This window comes from Actinomyces israelii, assembly GCF_030253495.1.
Taxonomy (GTDB): Bacteria; Actinomycetota; Actinomycetes; order Actinomycetales; family Actinomycetaceae; genus Actinomyces; species Actinomyces israelii.
On the sequence record NZ_CP124548.1, the window covers coordinates 3,270,286 to 3,290,261 of the forward strand.

Sequence of the window (19,976 nt, forward strand, 5' to 3'; positions counted from 1 at the left end):
CTCGGATTCCCGGCCGACGTCGGCCCGTGGCGCATCACCCCGCCACCCCGCCACGATACGATGGCCGCCATGACCTCGCTCCCCTCCGGCTCCGGCGTCGGCACCGCGGCGCTCAAGCTCGTGGACCGCAGGGCGGGCTCCCCCACCGGCGCGTGGCGGCCCGGCGACGAGCCCGGCCACCGCCGCTTCGTGGAGATCGGCGACCTGCCCCTGGAGTCCGGCGAGGTCCTGCCCGACACCCACCTCGCCTTCGAGACCTGGGGCACGCCGACCCCCGAGCGCGACAACGCCGTTCTGGTCCTGCACGCGCTGACCGGCGACTCCCACGTCACCGGCGAGGCGGGCCCCGGCCACCCCACGCCCGGCTGGTGGGGCGCCCTGGTCGGGCCCGGCCGCGCCATCGACACCGACCGCTACTACGTCGTCGCCGCCAATATCCTGGGCGGCTGCCAGGGTTCGACCGGCCCCTCCTCCACCGCCCCCGACGGCCGCCCCTGGGGCTCGCGCTTCCCGTGGCTGACCACCCGCGACGCCGTCGAGGCCGAGACGCGCCTGGCCGACGCCCTGGGCATCGACGCCTTCCACCTGGTCATCGGCGCCTCCCTGGGCGGGCACCGCGCCGTCGAGTGGGCCGTCAGCCACCCGCAGCGGGTGCGCAACCTGGCGCTCGTGGCCACCGGCGCCTCGACCACCGCCGACCAGCTCGCCTGGTGCCACCTCCAGGAGCTCGCCATCGTGGCGGACCCCTTCTTCTTCGACGGCGACTACTACTCCCACGCCGTCGGCCCCGTGCGCGGCCTGGGCCTGGCCCGGGCGCTGGCGCACACGACCTACCGCAGCGCCGCCGAGCTCGACACCCGCTTCGGGCGGGCCCACCAGGGCGACGAGGACCCCGCCGTCGGCGGCCGCTACCAGATCGAGTCCTACCTCGACTACCACGCGGGCAAGCTGCTGGCCCGCTTCGACGCCAACACCTACCTCATCGTCACCCACTCCATGATGGTCCACGACGTCGGCACCGGGCGCGGCGGCATCCCCGCCGCGCTGGGCACCGTGACCGCCCGCGCCCTCGTCGTCGACGTCGACTCCGACCGCCTCTTCCAGCCCGCCCAGGCCGAGGAGCTCGCCTCCGGCATCCCAGGGGCGCACCGCGAGACCATCCACTCCATGCACGGGCACGACGGCTTCCTCATCGAGGCCGACCAGATGGAGGCGGTGCTGCGACGCTTCCTCGACGGGGCGGAGGCCGGCCCATGAGCGCCCCCGCCCCGACCGGCGCCTGGGGCCCCGACCTGCTGGGGCCCGGCTTCGAGGCGCGCACGCTCGAGCTGCTGCCCGACGAGGAGGACGACGGCGCCGTCGCCACGCTGGTGCGGCACGTGCCAGCCTCGGACCCCGGCGCCCTGCCCAGCACCCCGACGACCCCGACCTTCGCCCTGCTGTACATCCACGGCTGGAACGACTACTTCTTCCAGACCGAGCTGGCGCGGCAGATCTCGCGCCTGGGCGGGGCCTTCTACGCCCTGGACCTGCGCCGCTACGGGCGCTCGCTGCGCGAGGGGCAGATGCTGGGGTGGATCGCCTCGCTGACCGACTACGACGAGGAGATCAACCTGGCCCTGGCGGCCATCCGCTCCGAGCGCGGCTGGGAGACCGACGTCGTCCTGTGCGGGCACTCCGCGGGCGGGCTCACCTCCTGCCTGTGGGCCGACCGCCACCCCGGGGCGCTGGCGGCGCTGGTGCTGAACTCGGCGTGGCTGGAGCTCCAGGGCTCCGAGCTGGTGCGCATGGTCGGCGAGCCGGTCCTCAGGACGCTCGCCCTGCGCGACCCGCGCATGTCCATTCCCACTCCCGCCTACGCGCCCGAGACCCTCTTCCGCGTCACCGACGGGTGGCTGGAGCGCGACGGCGAGCTGCCGGACCCCGCCTGGGCGGACGACCCCTACGTCACCGGGTGGCGCATCGAGCCCGGCTGGTCGTTCCTGCCCTCGGCGCCGATCCGGCCCGGCTGGCTGCTGGCCATCCTGGACGGGCAGGCGCGCGTGGCAGCCGGGCTCGACATCCGCTGCCCGGTGCTGTCCATGGGGTCGGCGCGCAGCCACCTGGGGGTGACGTGGACGGAGGACTCGCGGCGCACCGACACGATCGTCGACGCCGACGCGACGGCCCGCCGCGCCATCGGGCTGGGCAAGCTCGTCACGGTGGCCCGGTTCGACGACGGCGTGCACGACCTGGTCCTGTCGGCCCCGCCCGTGCGCGAGCAGGTCTTCTCGGCCATGCGCCGGTGGCTGGGCGGCTACGTCCTGCGCTGAGCAGCGTCCGGCGCCGAGCCGCTCCAGCCGCCGCCCGCCTCCCCCTTTCGCCGAGATCAGGGCGCGGGCGCGATCTCCAGGCGCTGGCCGAGCCAGTCCATCTGGTCGGCCAGCGCCACCGACCACAGCGCCCAGGTGTGCCGGCCGGGGTAGTCGCGCTGCGTCACGCTCATGCCCGCCCGCGTGGTGGCGTCCACCAGCACGGGCGCCACGGGACTGTAGAGGCGGTCGTCGCGCCCCACCGACACGATCCCCGCCACGCCCGCGTACTGGTCGGGCGGCGCGGCCGCCATGATCGCGAGCGGGTCGTTGGCCTCGTAGGCGACGCGGTCGCCGCCGAATCCCACCCTCACCGTCCGCTTCTCGCCGCCCAGGCTCGGGTGCTCCTCCGCGCTCAGCGCCAGGAAGGTCGGGTAGACCTGCGGGGACCGGCTGGCCACCTGCAGCGCGCAGGTCCCGCCGTTGGACAGGCCCGCCACCGCCCAGTGCGAAGCGTCGGGGTCCACCTGCAGGTTCTCCCGGATCCAGTCCGGGACGTCGCGCTCCAGGTAGGTCGCCACCTTCCCGCCCCGCTCGGTGTCCGAGCACAGGGGGTTGCGGTAGGGGCTGCCGAGCAGGTCGGCGACCACCACCACCGGCGCCAGGCCGTCATGGGCCGCCGCGTAGGCGTCCATGGTGTCCTTCAGGGCGCCGAGCTCGTACCAGTCCGAGGGGCTGCCCGGCTGCCCGGTGAGCGCGAGGACCACCGGCAGGGCCGGCCGCTGCTCGGTCAGGTAGGCCGGCGGCAGGTAGATCATGGCCTCCCGCGGCCTGAAGCCCCGCGTTCCCGACTGGTCGCCCGCGGGGATCTCCGCCGTGACCACCTCGCCGCGGGACGGCATGTCCTCGGGCGCGCTCCATGTCTCGGACAGCGCCCCCTCGCCGCGCTGCGGAGGGCTCGGGTGGGCTGCCGCCGCGGGCAGCGCGGCCAGCGGCGTCGTCGACACGTCCACGCCGAGGACCGCCGCCAGGGAGGGGAAGGCCGCGAAGAAGCCGTTGACGGCCAGCAGGCCCGCCGTCAACGCCACCACAATGCTGGCGCCCGAGCCGACCGCGTGCGCCAGCCGCTGCCTCCAGTCGTGCGCGCGGTCGCCGTCCTCCCGCGGGCCGCCTCCCAGCAGCGCCTGGACGACGACGGTGCCGGCCAGGCCCACCCACGTCCACACCACCGGGCCGAGGCCGTCGGCCACCGGGCGCCAGGCCACGTCCACCGCGCACCAGCCGGCCAGGCCCAGCGCCAGCCCCGCCAGCGGCGCCACCAGCTGGCGGCGCCGGGGCAGGTAGCGGGTGCGCGCGAGCCACAGGGAGGCGACCAGGACCGCCACCACGGCCAGGCAGGCGTCGCCCATCCACGGCTGGCGCAGCCGCACCGAGCCCAGCAGCCCGACGAGCGCCTCAGTCATGCGTCACGAGCACCTGGGCGAAGCGCGCCGTCTGGGCCGGCGTCAGGTCGGGGACGTAGGCGCGCCCGATGGCCACGCCGACCGCTGCGAGGTCCACGACGTCGGGAACGGCCAGGTACATGGGGACCTTGCGCGGCTGGAACTTGCGCTTGAAGGCGTGCAGGGACCGGAAGCCGTAGGCGGGCTCGAGCAGGGAGGCGAGCAGGTCCAGCAGCGGGTCGAAGCGCGAGGCGCCGACGTCGTCGGTCCCGTCCCCGGTCAGGTCGCCGGAGGTCCCGGAGCGGGCCAGCGGCGCCCCCGACAGCGACAGCACCTCCAGGCCCTCGGCCTGGGCGTCCTGCGCGGCGCGGGCGATGAGGAACTCGATCGCCGGACGCCACCCGCCCTCGCGGCGCCTCATGACGTCCAGGGTCAGGCCGACCACCTTGCCGCCCCGGTGCACGGGCATCCAGGAGGTCACCGCGTGGACGGTGCCGCTCTCGTCGACGGCGAGCAGCAGACGCGTGTCGTCGTCGTCGATCTCCCTCAGGCCGCCGAGCGTGAAGCCCATCTCGGGCAGGGCCTTCTCCCCGACCCACCCCTGCGAGATCGCGCGGATCTGGTCGCGGCGGCCCTCCGGGGCGGTGCGCCACGTGGTCCACTCCGCCGTGATGCCCTCGCGGCGCGAGTGGTTGAGGGCGGTGCGCACGTCCTGGAAGGCCTTGCCCCTGAAGACGAGATCGGGCAGGTCGATAACCGCCTCCTCGGCGACCTGCAGGACCGTCCACCCCTGGTCGCGGGCGGCAAGCATGGTGGGCTCGTGCACGGAGTACAGGGCGGGCACCAGCCCGGCCTCGGAGGCGAAGGTGGTGAAGCCCTCGACGGCGGCCCTGGTGTCCTCGGGGCCGGCGGCGGCCGGGTCGCCCAGGGTCAGGGCGACGCCGGAGCCGGCCCGGTAGGCGAAGCCGGTGCGCCTGTCCTCGGCGATCCACGCCTCGTTGCCGGGCCAGGTGAGCATCCAGCCCAGCGTGCCGGCGCCGCGCGCCCGCACCAGGGCAATGAGGTCCTCGTGGTTGACGCGGGGGGTGATCGCAGGGTTGGTCATGGCCGCCCAGGTGCACGCGACGGCGGCGGTCCAGGCCAGGATGGGGAAGAACCAGGCGGCGAGGCTCGCCAGGGGGCCGACCGGGGTCAGCGGGGGTATGAGCAGGCCCTCGGCGGCGGTCGGCAGGAGCCGCAGGAGGAAGTCGACCAGCAGGGCCACGGGCGTCGCGTCGGGCACGAAGTCCTGCACCACGAGCGAGCCCAGGCCCACGCTGGCAACGGCGCAGACGAGCGCGGCGACCGCCCAGGTCCCGACCGCCTTGCGCACGACCCCGGCACGGGTGTGCAGCCGCAGGTGGTCGCGGTTCCACACGACCAGCAGCACCAGGCCGAGGTTGAGCATGACGGGCACGGCGATGTGGTGCAGGCTGTCCCAGACGCTCTCCGAGCCGGAGATGATCACCGGGGCGCCGCCCTCCGGGACGAAGCTCTCATCGATCCGCAGGGTGTTGATCGACAGGATCGAGCACAGGGCCAGGAAGATCTGCAGGCCGATCGTGCCCAGGGCGGCTATGCGGCGCCCCCGGCGCAGGCCGTCGGCCAGGGCGAGCTGGAGCAGGAGCGGCATGAGGCTGAGGATGAGGGCGCCGGTGGCCAGGTGCGGGGCGCCGCCCTCGGGGACGACGCCGTAGCGGGCGCTGGCGAGCGGGCCGAGGTCCGAGCGCGTGACGGTGGCCAGGGTCAGCGTGAGCGACCAGCAGGCGACGAGCAGCGCCAGGAGGTTGCGGGACGAGCGGCGGGTGCGCGACATCCGGATGGAGGAGGCGGACCTGCGCCAGGCGACCGCCCCCAGGAGCAGGCCCGCCACGGCGGTGGCCAGGCGGGCGAGGGAGGCCGGAGTGCCGGTGACGGCGGTCTCCACCAGGAGGAAGACCAGGGTGGCCAGGCGGGTGCGACGGCTCCAGGTGTGGTTCATCAGCACCGTTGAGGCGAGCAGGGGGCCCAGGAGGAGGAGCGGGACCCCCGAGATCTGGTAGCGGGTCGTCAGGTGACCCCAGGTGGGGGCGACGGCGCTGATGAGCGGGTGGGCGACCAGGGCGATGCCGACGCCGACGGCGTGGGGGAGGAAGGCGGACAGGAGGAGGCGACGGGCGCCGATGAAGCGCTCGAGGGCGATGCCGACGGTGAGCAGGGTGACCACGCCCGTCAGGGGGCCGAGGTGGGTCGCGCCCGCCCAGGCGGTCAGGAGGCTCCACAGGCGCAGGGGGCCGTCCGGGAACAGGTCGGCCGCGAGGGGGCTGTCCGAGATGCGCAGCGGCGAGACGTGGCCGACGACGGCAAGCGCCGCCGTGCTGAGCATGAGGAGCCCGGCGAGCACGGAGCAGACGCGTCCGCTCCGCAGCCAGGCAAGAGCGGTCCGGGCGCTGGCGGTCATGCGCGGCGATATATGCATCGCGAGTCGGGAGGTGCGGGAACGGGTCGACATATACCCAATCATGGGGGATGAATCCAGTTCCCAACCTCCGCCTGGGGGAGGAGGCGCATGCGCTTATTCTCATAGGGCGGCCGCCGGCCCGCGCGGAGTCAGTCCTTGATGAAGTCGCGCAGGGCCGGCCCCTGGGCGCCGACGCGCCACACGCGCCACCCGTCGATGTCCTGCGTGTGCTGGGCGGCGTTGGCGGCGGCTGAGGGGTCGCGGAAGCGCATACCGTTGGACAGGGTGATCACGCCGTCGGCGCTGAGCACCGCCTCATGATGGATGCCGCGCCGCATGCGCTGCCACACGAGCGTCACCGGCGTATCGATCCGGGAGGCCACGGAGGCGAGCGCGGCCGCCGACTGCCCGCCGGAGGGCACGGTCGGCTGCGCCCCGAGGACAGGGGCCGCAGCGCGGTGGTTGCGGTCGACGCCTCCGGGGCTCGTGGCCGGCGACGCCGACTCCACCAGGCGCACCGTGGGCACGGTCACGTCGTTGGGGCCCGTCACCGCCTCGACAGCCTCGACGGGCTCCATCGGCTCGATGAGGGTGGTCGCGACGGCGGCCGCCGGGCCGACGGCCCTGGCGCGGGCGGCCCGGGACCGCTCGCCGCGTGCGCCCGCCGCCCGCACGCGCGCCGCCTCGACGTGCCCGGTCGCCGCCTCGACGCGCCCGCCGGGCGCCATGGGCGGGCGGTCCTTCTTGGCCGCGCGGGAGGTCCGGGTCCCCCGTCTCATGCTCGGCACCGGCATGGTGGGGGCCGTCGTCGCGGCCTCGTTCTCCTTCGGCCGCTCCAGGGCCATGCGCGAGGCCCTGGCCACGAGGACCGCGCCGGAGCCGCCCAGGACGTCGTGGCGCACGGGCTCCAGCCCGACCAGCACGCGCCCGTCGGAGGCGGTGCGGACCTGCGCCTCCTGCACCTCGATGCCCGAGCACAGCAGCATCGCCAGGGCGGTCCGCACGTCGTCGTTGACCGCCATGGCGATCATGGTCAGCCGCGGGCTCGGCCCGGCGTTGATCGGCACCGTCTCGCGGAACTCGTCCCAGTCCTCCCGGAAGGACGTGCTCCCGCCCGGGTAGCGCGCGGCGAGGTCCGTCCACCCGCTCTGCGCGGCCGCGGCGGTGCGCGCCATGGCCGCAACGAGCGCGGCCGCGTCGAGGCGCTCGAGCAGCTCGACGCACATCACCTGGCTGGCGGCGTCCAGGGCGGTGAGCACGTCGGCGTCGCCCTCGCGCTCCCACACGATGGGGAAGACCGGGCGGCGCAGGACGTCGACGAGCTGCCCGCGCACGGCCCCGAGCACGGTCTGACGCTGAGCAGCCTCGACGGGCTCTCCCAGGGCCGTCGCCTCTAGTCGGGTACCGGTGAGCTCGAACAGCGCCATGACGTGCCTTTCTGGATCATCTCGGTCCTAACGGCGGCTCCACGGCGGTGACGCCGTCCGCTCCGCCATCATCTCATGCCCGCCACCGGTGTGGCATCACGGATTTCGGGGCGAGGAGTGCTATGAGCCGACGACGGCGGGGCGCACAGGTGGCGAGCGCCACACGAACCCGTTTGAGAACGGTGACCAAATCGTTGCGATTCCTTGATTTCATCCGTCTCACGCGCCACTCGCTCCCCACCCGCCCCGGCAGTTCTGCCCTGAGCGAGAATCTCTCAGCAACGACCCGCGCGGCGAGCTCCTCGAGCTCGTGCGCCGCGGGCCCGGACTCGGGACCCGGCATGAGCCCCGACAGGTACTCGGCGATCGCCTCGGGCGTCAGGGCCCGGGGCCCCTCGCCGGGCGGCTCGCCCGGGCGCCGCCCCAGCAGGCCCAGGTCGACGGCGGTGGCCAGGACCTCCTCCCAGGCCGCGCAGGCCGGCGCATCGCCCGAGGCCGCCTCCCGACGACGGCGCCGGCGCTGCCACCACCGCAGGGCGCCGGGGCCGGCCGCGGCGAGCGCGCCCGCCAGGACGACGGCCGACAGGAGGGGGCGGGCGCCGCCGCCCTCCGCGGGGCCGGCGCCCGCCGGCCCGGCCCCTTCCGGCCAGGCCGTCGCGGTCGGGCCGGAGGGGGCCGCGCTCGTCGCCCCCGGCCGGGGCGTGTCGGCGGAGGGCGCCTCGGCCCGCGCCCCGGCGCCACCGGGCGTCGGCTCGAAGGCCACCCAGCCGACGTCGTCGATCCACACCTCGGGCCAGGCGTGCAGGTCCCGTCCGGAGACGGCCGTCATGGCGCCCTCGCCGCCGACGCGCGAGGCGTAGCCGATGGCGATGCGCGTGGGGATGCCGAGGCTGCGGGCCATGAGGGTGAAGGCGGCGCTGTAGTGGATGCAGTAGCCGTGGCGCTCGGTCAGGAAGGCCTCCACGGTCGCCGTCGGGCTCCCGGGGGCGGCGGCGACCGAGGCGCCGGACGCGGTCGCCCCTCCCGCGCCGCCGTCGAAGCCGCCCGGGGCGGACTCGTCGTAGACGAAGCCGTTGCCGTGGAACCACGCGGCCAGGGCGGCCGCCCTGGTGGCGTTGTCGGCGCCGTCCGCGCCCGCCGCGCCGAGCGCCTCCGCGGCGGTGTCCCGGACGGCCGGGCTCTCCCCGGGCAGCGCGGTGTAGGGGGCGAGCGTCTCGGCGGCGGGGGCGGCGGGGCCCACGGGCGGGTCCGCCTGGGGGCGGCCGGTCGCGTCGGCGACGGTGGACCACCCGTAGGCGGTGTAGGCGGTGCCCGGCCGGGCCGAGGCGCCGGTCGAGATCGCCGTGCTCGTCCCGGCCACCCACTGCCAGTCCTCCGGGGACAGCGTCGGGGCGGCTGCGGCGGTCGGGTCGGCCGAGGCGCCGTCGTCGCCCGCGGGCCCCACCAGGGCGGTGGACTGCAGCAGCGGCAGGCGCCGACCGGCCAGGCCCCGGACGCGCACGAGGACCCGCGGCAGCTGGTCGGAGGGAACCGGGGCGCCGGCGGCGGCCAGCGCCCCGCCGGCCGTCAGGGCGTGCGCGCCGGTCGGCGTCGTCAGGCGCGAGAGCGCGGTGACGCCCTCGGTCTCGGTCAGGGGGTCCCAGCTCTGCCCGTCGAGGTCGCGGACGACGGCGAGGGTGAAGCGCAGGCTCGCGCCCTCGGGGAAGCCGGCGCCGCCGTACTCGAAGGCGGTGGCCGTCGAGCCGCGCACGAGGTCCTGGTTCAGGGTGAGGCTGGTGTCGGGGGCGGTGGCGGGCTGGTCCGGCGCGTGGCGCCAGGGCTGGTCGGGGACGGCCGGGGCGAGGCGGAGGGCGCCCGCCGCCAGGCCGAGCGCGGCGGCCAGGACGCAGGCGCGCCCGCCGGCGCGCACGAGGGCTCGGCCCGCGCGGGTCCTCGGCGGCAGGCCCGCGTACCGGGGCGCCGCGGGAGCGGCGGAGCCCACGAGCAGGACCAGGCACACGGCGGCCACGAGGACCGACCGCGCGGGCGGGGCCTGCCCCACCACGAGGCCGGGGACGAGCAGGGTGCCGGCGGGTATGAACCCGCTGGCTCCGACGGCGTCCCCGCTGCCGGCGCTCATGAGCACGCAGGCCCAGGCGAACAGGAGGCTGACGAGCACGACGACGGAGGCCACGGCCGGGGTGGCCTCCAGCGGCGCCACGCCCTGGCGGATGGCCGCGCCCGCCTCCCCGAGCCGTTCGAAGGGGGCCGCGCGCCAGGGAGCCAGGCCCGTCGCGGACCTGATGGCCAGCACGGTCGGGACGGCGCCGGCCACGAGGCCGAGCACGACGTCGACCAGGATGCGGTTGGGCCAGATGGTGCGCGCGGCTCCGGCCGCCCCCAGGGTCAGGGCGGCGACGAGCAGACTCTGGCCGATCCAGGGGCCGGGGCTGAGGACCACGTCGAGAACCCGCAGGCCGTTGCCCCACAAGGCGGTGATGAGGACGGCGGCCAGCAGCGGCTGCCAGCGGACGGGCTCGGCGGGCGGGGTGCCGGGGGGCGCGGCGCCGATGCGGTCGGGGCGGGTCACCGATTCTCACCCCGAGCCGCACCCGCGTCCCCAGAGAGCTCGGCGCCCGCGGGGACCGTGCGCACCCGCCACTCCGCGGGCGATCCCCCAGCCGGCCCGGCGGCCAATCCCTCGGACGGCCCGGCGGCCGGCCCGACCAGGACGAGCTCGCCCGCCGCGCGCGGGGCGGCCAGCCCCCGCCCGACGTCGGCGAGCGCGGCGGTCCCGGTGATGACGACGTCGGGCGCGCCGTCCCCCTGCGCCCCGGGCTCCCGGGGCGCCGGCTCCCGGGCCCCGGGCTCCTGCGGCCCGGCCACGGCCTCCGCCAGGGCGAGGGCCTCCAGCAGGGGCGCGATCCCGCCGCGCTCGCCGGCGTCGGCCTCCACGAGCCGCCGACCGAGCACCAGACGCACATCCGCGCCGGTGGACTCCCAGGCCCGCAGCACCCCGGCGGCGAGGCTGACAGCCGTCTCGAAGGCGTCCGCCCCCGCACCGGGCCGGCCCCGCCGTTGGAGGCGGTCCGTGCCGTAGGAGCCTGCGCGGGTGTCGAGCGCCACGGTGAGCCGCGCGCGGGTGCGGCGCTCGGCGTCGACGACGACGAGGCGGTCGAGCCGGGCGGACTGGCGCCAGTGCACCGAGGACAGATGGTCGCCGCGCCGGTAGTCGCGCAGGCCCGTGAGGTCCTCGCCCCGGTCGGCGCGCAGGAGGTCGGCGGGGACGACCCCACTCACCGGCAGGCCGGGCGCCGCCAGCGGCCGCGGGAGGACGAGCACATCCAGGGCCGCCCCGAGCGGCAGGCGGACCCGCCACAGACCGAGCGGGTCGGTGAAGGTCAGGGTGCGCGCCTCCAGGCGGCACCGGCCGCGCCGAGGCAGCGTGAGCACCAGGTCGCCGCGCCCCTCGACGAGGGGCCGCAGCTCGCGATGCCCCGGGGCGCGCCACAGGACCCAGACGGGATGGCTGCGACCCGTGCGGCCGAGCACGAGGCCCCAGCGGGCCGGCTCTCCGGCCTGGACGCGCGCGGGTCCGGCCGGCCGCGGGCGCCGCCGGGCGACCGTGACGGCGCGGGCCGCCGCCGTCAGGCAGGCCGCCGCCAGGGCGGCCGCCGCGACGCAGGCCAGGAGGAGCCCGGCGCCGCGCACCAGGCCCACCCCCCAGCGGTGGCCGGCGCCGGTCAGCATCGCGGCGACGACGAGGAGCCAGGCCCCGTGCGCGGTCGGGGCGATCCACGGCCGGCGATGCGCCCGTGGTGCTCTGCATGCCCGCGGTGCCCGCCGTGCCCGCGGTGCGCCGCCCCGGGCGCGGCTGCGGGCGGCCGTCGTCGTCCTGGCCCCCACGCCGTCACCTCCTGGGCACGGGGACAGAGGCGATGTGGCGGGCCAGGGCGCTCGCCGCGGCCTCGGAGGCCTCGGCGTCGGAGGCCTGGCGACCCGCGGGCACGAGGCGGTGGGCGAGCACGCCGGGAGCGGCCAGCGCGACGTCGTCGGGCGAGACGTAGGACCGGCCCGCCATGGCCGCACCGGCCCGGGCCATGGCGAGCAGGTGCAGGCCGGCGCGCGGGCTCGCCCCCAGGGCGAGATCGGGGTCGGCGCGCGTGGCGGCGACGATGCCGACGACGTAGTCGGCGACGGCGGGGGCGACGTGCAGGCCGGCCACGGCCCGGCGCGCGCGGGCGGCGTCGGCGGCGGTGACGACCGGCGCGAGGTCGTCGGCCGGGTCGGTGCCTGCGCGCGCCAGGAGCATGGCGGACTCCGCGTCGGGGCCGGGGTAGCCGATGGCCAGGCGGGTCATGAAGCGGTCGCGCTGGGCCTCGGGCAGGCGGAAGGTGCCCTCCATGTCCAGGGGGTTCTGGGTGGCGACCACCATGAAGGGGTCGGGCAGGTCGAGGGTGCGCCCCTCCACGCTGACGCGCCCCTCCCCCATGGCCTCCAGGAGCGCGGACTGGGTGCGCGGGGTGGCGCGGTTGATCTCGTCGGCGACGACGATGCCGGCGAAGACCGGCCCGGGGTGGAAGCGGAACTCCCGGGCGGCCTGGTCGTAGACGGACAGGCCGGTGACGTCGGTGGGCATGAGGTCGGCGGTGAACTGGATACGGGAGGCGGTCAGGTCCAGGCAGCGGGCCAGGCTCAGCGCGAGGGTCGTCTTGCCGACGCCGGGCACATCCTCGACCAGGAGGTGGCCGCCGGCGAGGAAGGTGGCGATGGCGGTGCCGACCGCCTCCGGCTTGCCGACGACCACGGTCTCAATGCGCGAGCGCAGGGCGTCGACGAGTGAGCGCAGGGCGTCTGGGCCGAAGGGGGCGGGACTCATGGGCACATCCTGCCGCACGGCTCCGCCCGCCTCTCGCCGAGATCGGTTCATCTCCGGCTCGAGATCGGTCCGGTGAACCGATCTCGACGCGGAATACGACCGATCTCGGCGAATCTCGGCGAATCTCGGCGAAGGGGAGGGGAAGGCGGGGACGGGCGGGGCGCTACGACCGCGCCCCGCCCGTCCCCGCCGCCTCAGCGGCTCACGGCCTCACTCAACCGGCGAGAGCACCGCCGCGCGGCCCGCCTCCAGGCGGGCGACCGGGACGCGGAACGGCGAGCAGGACACGTAGTCCAGCCCCGTCTCGTGGAAGAAGAGGATGGAGTCCGGGTCGCCGCCGTGCTCTCCGCACACGCCCATCTTCATCTCCGGCCTGGTCGCGCGCCCGCCCTCGACGCCCAGGCGCACCATGGCGCCCACGCCGTCGGAGTCGATGGACTCGAAGGGCGAGGTGCCGAAGATGCCCTCGGTGATGTAGCGGCCCACGAAGGAGGTCTCGACGTCGTCGCGGGAGAAGCCCCACGTCGTCTGGGTCAGGTCGTTGGTGCCGAAGGAGAAGAAGTCCGCCTCCTCGGCCACGTGCGCGGCCGTCACCGCGGCGCGGGGCAGCTCGATCATGCAGCCGATCGGGAAGTCCAGCTCGTAGCCGGACTCGGCCGACACCGTGGCGAGCACCCTCTCGGCACGATCGCGGGCGATCTGCATCTCCCGGACGGAGCCGATCAGCGGGATCATGATCTCCGGGTGCGGGTCGCCCCCGGAGCGCAGCCGCTCGACGGCGGCCTCCGCGATGGCGCGCACCTGCAGCTCGATGAGACCCGGCATGGTCAGCAGGAGCCGCACGCCGCGCAACCCCAGCATCGGGTTGAACTCGTGGCTCTTGCGCACCACGGCCAGGAGGTCCTCGTCGGCGGGGTCCAGGGCGCCGCGCTCGCGGTCGACGGCCACCTTGACGCTCAGCTCGGTCAGGTCGGGGAGGAACTCGTGCAGCGGCGGGTCGATGAGGCGCACCGTCATGGGCTTGCCGTTCATCGTCTCGAACATCTGGACGAAGTCGCCCTTCTGCAGGGGCAGCAGGGCCGCCAGGGCGCTCTCGCGCTCGGCGTCGGAGGCGGCGAGGATGAGGTTCTGGACGAGCTGCTTGCGCTCGCCCAGGAACATGTGCTCGGTGCGGCACAGTCCCACGCCCTGGGCGCCGCGGTGGATGGCGTGGCGGGCGTCGGCGGGGGTGTCGGCGTTGGCGCGCACCTCCAGGCGGCGCACCGCATCGGCGTGGCGCATGAGGCGGTCCACGCTCGTGACGAGCTCGCGGGTGTCGACGTCGCCGGCGGAGTCCAGGGCGGTCTCCAGGCCGCGGCGCAGGTAGGTCATGACCGGGGAGTCGACGACGGGGACCTCGCCGAGGAAGACCTCGCCGGACTGGCCGTCGATGGCGATGGTCGAGGCGGAGGTGAGCACCTCCTCGCGGCCGGCCACGCGCACGGTCCTGGCCTCGGCGTCGATGTCGAGGGCGTCAGCCCCGCACACGCAGGTCTTGCCCATGCCGCGGGCGACGACGGCGGCGTGGCTGGTCTTGCCGCCGCGGGCGGTGAGCACGCCGGTGGCGGCGACCATGCCGGGCAGGTCGTCCGGGTTGGTCTCGCGGCGCACGAGGATGACGGACTCGCCGGCCTCGGAGCGCTCGATGGCCTCGTCGTTATCGAAGGCGATGTAGCCGACGGCGGCGCCCGGGGAGGCCGGCATGGCGCGGGTGAGCAGGTCGCGGTCGGTGGTGGAGGCGAACTGCGGGAACATGAGCTGGTTGAGCTGCTCGCCGGTGACGCGGGTGAGGGCCTCGTTCGTGGTGATGAGCTTCTCGTCGACCAGCTGGGTGGCCACGCGGAAGGCTGCCGCGGCGGTGCGCTTGCCGACGCGGGTCTGGAGGAGCCACAGCTTGCCGCGCTCAATGGTGAACTCGATGTCGCACAGGTCGCGGTAGTGGGTCTCGAGCTTGCGCATGGCGGCGCGCAGCTCGTCGTAGGAGGTCTTGTCCAGGCGCTCCAGGTCCGCCAGCGACAGGGTGTTGCGGATGCCGGAGACGACGTCCTCCCCCTGGGCGTTGACCAGGTAGTCGCCGTAGACGCCGGAGCGGCCGCTGGAGGGGTCGCGGGTGAAGCACACGCCGGTGCCGGAGGTCTGGCCCATGTTGCCGAAGACCATGGTGCACACGTTGACGGCGGTGCCCAGGTCGTGCGGGATCTTCTCGCGGCGCCGGTAGATGTGGGCGCGCTCGGTGTTCCAGGAGCGGAAGACCGCCTCGGTGGCCATGTCGAGCTGGGCGCGCGGGTCCTGTGGGAACTCGACGCCGGCGTGCTCGGCCACGATCCGCTTGTACTCGGCGACGAGCTCGGTCAGGGCGTCCACGTCCAGCTCGTAGTCGAGCGCGACGCCGCGGTCCGCCTTCTTGGCCTCCAGGGCGGCGGAGAAGTGGTCGCCGTCGATGTCCAGGACGGTCTTGCCGAACATCTGGATGAGGCGCCGGTAGGAGTCCCAGGCGAAGCGCTCGTCGCCGGAGGTCTCGGCCAGGCCGACGACGGAGGAGTCGTTGAGTCCGATGTTGAGGACGGTCTCCATCATGCCCGGCATGGAGAACTTCGCTCCGGAGCGGACGGAGACCAGCAGCGGGTCCTTCGCGGCGCCGAGCTCGCGGCCCAGCTCCTCCTCGACCTCGCGCAGCGCGGTGGTGACCTGGACGGCGAGAGCGTCGGGGACGGCCCCGTCGGCCAGGTAGGCGCGGCAGGCGTCGGTGGTGATGGTGAATCCGGGCGGGACCGGCAGGCCGAGGCGGGTCATCTCGGCGAGGTTGGCCCCCTTGCCGCCCAGGAGGTCCTTCTGGTCCTTGTCGCCCTCGCTGAAGCGGTACACGTACTTGGGCATCGATGCCTCTTTCTGTTCAGAATCTGTCTCGGGTCTGTCTCGGGTCGCCCTGATGCAGGCGTCACGCGTCGGCGCGCCATTCCGCATGGCACTCTAGTGTGACTTCAGTCCTAGACCAAACTCAAGGCGTCAGCGCGTCATCTCCCGATGACGAACGTGCGGTCCCCGGTGCGCGCCGGGGGCCGCACGCGGCGCGGCAGTGGTGCTCAGAGGCCGTCGGCGCCGGCTGCGCCGCCCGGGTCGCCGGTGCCGGACGCGGCGCCCGCCAGCACGCCGTCGTCGGCCCGGCCGGACCCGTCGCCGTCGTCGGCCCGGCCGGCCCGGGCGACGTCCTCGCGCTCGCGGGCGGCCGCGACCGCCTGCCGCGCCGCGGCCGTGGCCCGTTCGGCCCGGGCCAGCTGCTCGCGCACCTCCGCCTCGTTGGCCAGGGCGACCTCGACCTCGGCCTGGGCCTCGGCCACCGTCGGCTCGGTGTCGACCAGGTGCGCCGGGGCGGCCGCGAAGATCTCGCTCACGTCCAGGTCGGGGTTCTCCTCCTGGGTCTTGACGAGCTCGACTACCTCCTCCCGGGAGGCGACCGACGGCATGGAGCCGGGCAGCGGGCGGCGCGCGGTCTCGCGCAGGTTGAACAGCGCGATGACGGCCGCGCCGGAGGTCCCCATGAGCCAGAAGGCCGGGGCGAGCTTGCTCCCGGTGGCGGTGACGAGCGCCTGCATAATGAAGGCCGCGGTGCCGCCGAAGAGCGCCACGGCGACGTTGTAGGAGATGCCCATGCCGCCGTAGCGCGACGACGTCGGGAACAGCGCCGGCAGTGAGGACGCCAGGTTGCCGACGTAGGCGGCCGTCGGGTAGGCGAGCAGGACCAGCCCCAGCAGGGTCGACCACAGCTGCCTGTGCTCCAGGAGCAGGAAGGACGGGACGGCCAGGAGGACGGTGCTCAGCGCCGCGGAGAAGAGGACCGGCTTGCGCCCCACGTGGTCGGAGACCCAGCCCATGGTCGGCACGAGGAAGGCGACGATCACCAGGATCGGCAGGGTCAGCAGCGGGCCGTGCTCGGCGTCGTAGCCCAGGGTCTCGGTGAGGTAGGTCGGCATGTAGGCGGTCAGGGTGTAGCCGACGGTGTTGGCCCCGGCGACCAGCACAATGGCGGTGGCGAGCTCGCGCCAGAAGGTGCGCACCATGTCCACGACCCCCAGCGGCCCCTCCTCGGGCTGCATAATGTCGGTCTCGGCGGCGGCCAGGTCGGCGGGCTCCTCGTCGTCGGTCTCGGCCTGCGCGTCGCGGAAGGCCGGGGTGTCCTCGATGCGGGTCCGCAGGTAGAGGGCGATGCCGCCCATGGGCAGGGCGACGAGGAAGGGGACGCGCCAGCCCCAGGTCGCCATGATGTCGTCGGGAAGGGTCAGCATGAGCGCCGTGACGAGGCCCGCACCCAGGGCGTTGCCCATGTAGGACCCCCAGTCGAGCATGGCGGCGTAGAAGCCGCGTCGCTTGTCGGGGGCGTACTCGGTGACGAAGGTGGTGGCGCCCGCGTACTCGCCGCCGGTGGAGAAGCCCTGGAGGAGCTTGAGGCACACCAGCAGGATGGGCGCCCAGACGCCGAGCACTGAGGCCGGCGGCAGCGCGCCGATGCCGAAGGTCGCCAGCGCCATCATCATGAGGGTGAAGGCGAGGACCTCCTTGCGGCCGAGGCGGTCGCCGAGCTGGCCCAGGATCACCCCGCCCAGCGGGCGGGCGATGAAGGTGACGGCGAAGACCCCCAGGGAGAACAGGGTCTGAGCCGTGGGGCTCGCATCGGGCAGGAAGGCCCGGCCGACCAGGACGGCGACGTAGGCGTACACGCCGACGTCGTACCACTCCATGATGTTGCCGACGACGGAGCCCATAATGGCCCTGCGGAGGGCCGACTCCTCGATGACGGTGACGTCGTCGGCGCGCAGCCGGCGGCGGCGCCGCATGTAGGCCAGTCTTCTCCGTTCCCGGCGGATCCTCTCCACCTTGCGCTCTGCGCGCGCCAGCCCCATGTCGAGCTCGGCGGGGTGCTTGTCGATATGTTCATCCTGCGTTGTGGCCATATGGTCCATGGCAATCCGATCCTTGCGCGGCCCCTCGGGTCAGGACCACTCGTGATTCGGCGTCCGCCGACGCCGTGGAGCCTGGCAGCGCGCTCAGCGGGCGGCAGGGGCGGTGAGGCTCAGGGACGTCCAGCGCGCCGCCCCCGGAGCGGGTCGGCTCGCCCCCGGCGGCCCGGGCGCGAGCCGTCCCGCTGCAGGTCCAGCACGACTCCAGATCACACGAGGGTACAACAACTGGTCAAAACGTGACGGCGGGCGTCCGTCCCGTGAAAGGGAGGACGCCCGCCGGTGAGACAGGCGGTGGCGGTCAGGGCACGACGACGAGGACGTCGCACTTGGACTTGCGCAGCACCTGGACGGAGACCGCTCCGAAGATGCGGCCCAGCAGGGAGTCCACGCCCTTGGAGCCGACGACGACGAGGTCCGCCTCGGCCTCCAGGGTGACCAGGGTGACGGCGGAGACCGCCGTTCCCTCGACGACGACGCCCTGGGCGAGGCCGACGCCGCGCTCGACTGCGATGTCGCGCGCTTTCTCGACGACGGCGTAGGCCTCGTCCTCGGTGAGCTGGGTCTCGGCGACCCGCACATCGGCGACCTGCGCGGTGTCGGCGACGCGGGCCTTGTCCCGGGGCGAGACGGGGTCGTAGCCGGCTACGAGAAGGAGCGTGGCATCGCACAGACACGCCATCTCGCAGGCGCGGTCGATGACGTGCGTACTCTCCTCAAGGTTTCCGACTCCGGCGACGATAGTGGTGTAGGTCACGGATGTCATCCTTTCGTATGGCGCCCGGTCAGGCGACGGCGGTCTCGGTGGCGGCGATGGCGGCGGCGCGCACTCTCGGGTCCGCGTCCTTGTCGGTGTCGATCCACTCGATGAGCAGGCCGGCGATGACGAGGAAGACTGCGACGAAGAGCAGGGCGTTGACGGGGTGGTTGCCGAGCAGGTGCTCGAAGATGGGACCGAAGGTGAGGGTCTGAAGGAGCTGTGGGATGACGATCATCATGTTGATGACGCCCATGTAGACGCCCCGGCGCTCCTTGCGGATCATCTCGGTGGCCATAACGTAGGGTATGCCCACGATTGAGGCCCAGGCCACACCAATGCCGATCATGGGCAGGTAGAGGACCGTCGTGTTCTCGGGGCTGCCGATGTGGGTCAGCAGGTAGAGGCAGATGGCGGCCAGGAAGAGGGCCGCGGTGTGGACGTGCTTGGGCCCGACCTTGTTGGCCAGCCGCGCCAGGAAGAGCGCCACGATCGTGCAGGAGATGTAGTAGACGACCATGAGGCCGGTGGCGAAGCCCGAGGCGTCGCTGAAGGCATCGGTCTTGGCGTAGTTCGGGTCGCTCAGGTTGACGCCGAAGTAGGCGATGGCGCACATGAGCCCGAGGTACTGCCAGAAGACGTTCATGGCGTACCACTGGAAGAGGTAGACGAGGGCCATCTTCTTCAGGCCGCGGGGCATCTCGACAATGGCGACGCCGACGTCCTTGACGAAGCCGAAGGGGCCCTCCTCCCTCTTCTTGCGCTCGAGCTCGGCGCGGTCCTCCGGCGTGGGCGGCAGCTCCTTGGTGGAGAGCACCGAGATGAGCACGGAGCCGATGGAGCACACCGAGCCCACCATGAAGGCCCCGAACACCCAGTAGGGGATGCCCGCGGCGGTGGCGCCCCTGAGGATCTTCTCCAGAACCGTCAGCGTGCCGGCGGCCAGGGTCGAGCCGGCGCCGATGAACAGGGCCTGGGTGAGGAAGCCCTTGGCGAACTGCTTGGAGGGCAGGCGGTCGGCGATGAAGGCCCGGTAGGGCTCCATGGCCGTGTTGTTCGAGGCGTCCAGCAGCCACAGGCACAGCACCGCCATCCACACGGCGGTCACGAAGGGCATGAGGAACAGGAAGATGGAGCAGCCGACGGCGCCGATGAGGAAGAAGGGCTTACGGCGGCCCCACTTGTCGCTCCAGGTCCGGTCCGACAGCGCCCCGATGAGGGGCTGGATGAGCAGGCCGGTGACGGGTCCGGCCAGGTTGAGGATGGGCAGCTCGTCGGGGGAGGCCCCGAGGAACTGGTAGATGGGCGACATGACGTTCTGCTGCATGCCGAAGGAGTACTGGATGCCGAAGAAGCCGACGTTCATCAGCAGGATCTGGCCCATACTCATCATGGGCTTGTGCGCGAGATCCACCGCGCCGTTCTGGGAGGTCTGTGCCATAGGTCGTCCTTGTCCTGGGCCCTGCGGTTGTCGGCGCCATCCGAAGCGGATGCCGTGCCTCCCGTCCGAGAGAGCGCTGTGCGGGACGGCGGGGAGTCTCGGGGGGTGGCAAGGCAATGATCTACCCAACATGGCTAACGTTTGACATGCCTTTAGTCCTACATCGGGTCGATCTGGGCACGGTTCAGGCGCACGATCCGATTATTCCACGGTATGTGTCGTGGAGCACTTTCAAATCCGAAGAGCCGTCGTCGTGCCTCCGACCCCGGCTCCCGCGGGCCCGCAGA

Annotated in this window: 12 protein-coding genes; 2 read left to right on the forward strand and 10 right to left on the reverse strand. The window is 74.0% G+C overall.

The window, feature by feature from the left end; genetic code table 11:
• The first annotated feature begins 69 nt into the window (after positions 1-69).
• Positions 70-1,257: a homoserine O-acetyltransferase MetX gene (gene metX / locus AIF0345_RS13650; RefSeq protein ID WP_268917816.1), complete on the forward strand. Its 1,188-nt coding sequence runs from the start codon at positions 70-72 to the stop codon at positions 1,255-1,257.
• A complete protein-coding gene (locus AIF0345_RS13655; RefSeq protein ID WP_043562656.1) occupies positions 1,254-2,312 on the forward strand; it encodes an alpha/beta hydrolase in 1,059 nt (352 codons plus the stop codon). Before metX ends, AIF0345_RS13655 begins: the two co-directional genes overlap by 4 nt.
• Positions 2,313-2,368: 56 nt before the next feature.
• Here AIF0345_RS13655 and AIF0345_RS13660 read toward each other — a convergent pair whose 3' ends face one another.
• The 10 genes from AIF0345_RS13660 to AIF0345_RS13705 form a co-directional block, all read right to left on the reverse strand.
• A complete protein-coding gene (locus AIF0345_RS13660) occupies positions 2,369-3,754 on the reverse strand; it encodes an alpha/beta hydrolase (protein WP_285296444.1) in 1,386 nt (461 codons plus the stop codon).
• Complete coding sequence (locus AIF0345_RS13665) at positions 3,747-6,212, reverse strand: bifunctional lysylphosphatidylglycerol flippase/synthetase MprF (protein ID WP_268917814.1); 2,466 nt, start codon at positions 6,210-6,212, stop codon at positions 3,747-3,749. The genes AIF0345_RS13660 and AIF0345_RS13665 overlap by 8 nt, the downstream gene beginning before the upstream one ends.
• A 149-nt stretch (positions 6,213-6,361) precedes the next feature.
• Positions 6,362-7,639 (reverse strand): restriction system modified-DNA reader domain-containing protein, encoded by a 1,278-nt coding sequence (locus tag AIF0345_RS13670; RefSeq protein WP_268917813.1) that lies wholly within the window; start codon positions 7,637-7,639, stop codon positions 6,362-6,364.
• Between the two features lie 73 nt (positions 7,640-7,712).
• Positions 7,713-10,208, reverse strand: coding sequence for a transglutaminase-like domain-containing protein (locus AIF0345_RS13675; protein WP_285296445.1), 2,496 nt, complete (start codon positions 10,206-10,208; stop codon positions 7,713-7,715).
• On the reverse strand, positions 10,205-11,368 hold the full coding sequence (locus AIF0345_RS13680) for a DUF58 domain-containing protein (protein WP_285296446.1): 1,164 nt from the start codon (positions 11,366-11,368) through the stop codon (positions 10,205-10,207). Before AIF0345_RS13680 ends, AIF0345_RS13675 begins: the two co-directional genes overlap by 4 nt.
• 160 nt (positions 11,369-11,528) lie before the next feature.
• Entirely contained in the window at positions 11,529-12,497 is a 969-nt protein-coding gene (locus AIF0345_RS13685) for an AAA family ATPase (RefSeq protein ID WP_285296447.1), read from the reverse strand.
• 210 nt (positions 12,498-12,707) lie between these two features.
• Complete coding sequence (gene ppdK / locus AIF0345_RS13690) at positions 12,708-15,413, reverse strand: pyruvate, phosphate dikinase (RefSeq protein WP_043562666.1); 2,706 nt, start codon at positions 15,411-15,413, stop codon at positions 12,708-12,710.
• A 206-nt stretch (positions 15,414-15,619) separates the two neighbouring features.
• A complete protein-coding gene (locus AIF0345_RS13695; RefSeq protein WP_285296448.1) occupies positions 15,620-17,485 on the reverse strand; it encodes an MFS transporter in 1,866 nt (621 codons plus the stop codon).
• A 307-nt stretch (positions 17,486-17,792) separates the two neighbouring features.
• Positions 17,793-18,248 (reverse strand): universal stress protein, encoded by a 456-nt coding sequence (locus tag AIF0345_RS13700; protein ID WP_268918211.1) that lies wholly within the window; start codon positions 18,246-18,248, stop codon positions 17,793-17,795.
• 28 nt (positions 18,249-18,276) lie between these two features.
• Positions 18,277-19,689: an MFS transporter gene (locus tag AIF0345_RS13705; RefSeq protein ID WP_285296449.1), complete on the reverse strand. Its 1,413-nt coding sequence runs from the start codon at positions 19,687-19,689 to the stop codon at positions 18,277-18,279.
• Positions 19,690-19,976 lie beyond the last annotated feature (287 nt).

Bases quoted from the DNA above. Each gene is read 5' to 3' on its own strand.
- metX (WP_268917816.1), top strand. From the start codon at position 70: ATGACCTCGCTCCCCTCCGGCTCCGGCGTCGGCACCGCGGCGCTCAAG.
- AIF0345_RS13655 (WP_043562656.1), top strand. From the start codon at position 1,254: ATGAGCGCCCCCGCCCCGACCGGCGCCTGGGGCCCCGACCTGCTGGGG.
- AIF0345_RS13660 (WP_285296444.1), bottom strand. From the start codon at position 3,754: ATGACTGAGGCGCTCGTCGGGCTGCTGGGCTCGGTGCGGCTGCGCCAG.
- AIF0345_RS13665 (WP_268917814.1), bottom strand. From the start codon at position 6,212: ATGACCGCCAGCGCCCGGACCGCTCTTGCCTGGCTGCGGAGCGGACGC.
- AIF0345_RS13670 (WP_268917813.1), bottom strand. From the start codon at position 7,639: ATGGCGCTGTTCGAGCTCACCGGTACCCGACTAGAGGCGACGGCCCTG.
- AIF0345_RS13680 (WP_285296446.1), bottom strand. From the start codon at position 11,368: ATGCTGACCGGCGCCGGCCACCGCTGGGGGGTGGGCCTGGTGCGCGGC.
- AIF0345_RS13685 (WP_285296447.1), bottom strand. From the start codon at position 12,497: ATGAGTCCCGCCCCCTTCGGCCCAGACGCCCTGCGCTCACTCGTCGAC.
- ppdK (WP_043562666.1), bottom strand. From the start codon at position 15,413: ATGCCCAAGTACGTGTACCGCTTCAGCGAGGGCGACAAGGACCAGAAG.
- AIF0345_RS13695 (WP_285296448.1), bottom strand. From the start codon at position 17,485: ATGGCCACAACGCAGGATGAACATATCGACAAGCACCCCGCCGAGCTC.
- AIF0345_RS13705 (WP_285296449.1), bottom strand. From the start codon at position 19,689: ATGGCACAGACCTCCCAGAACGGCGCGGTGGATCTCGCGCACAAGCCC.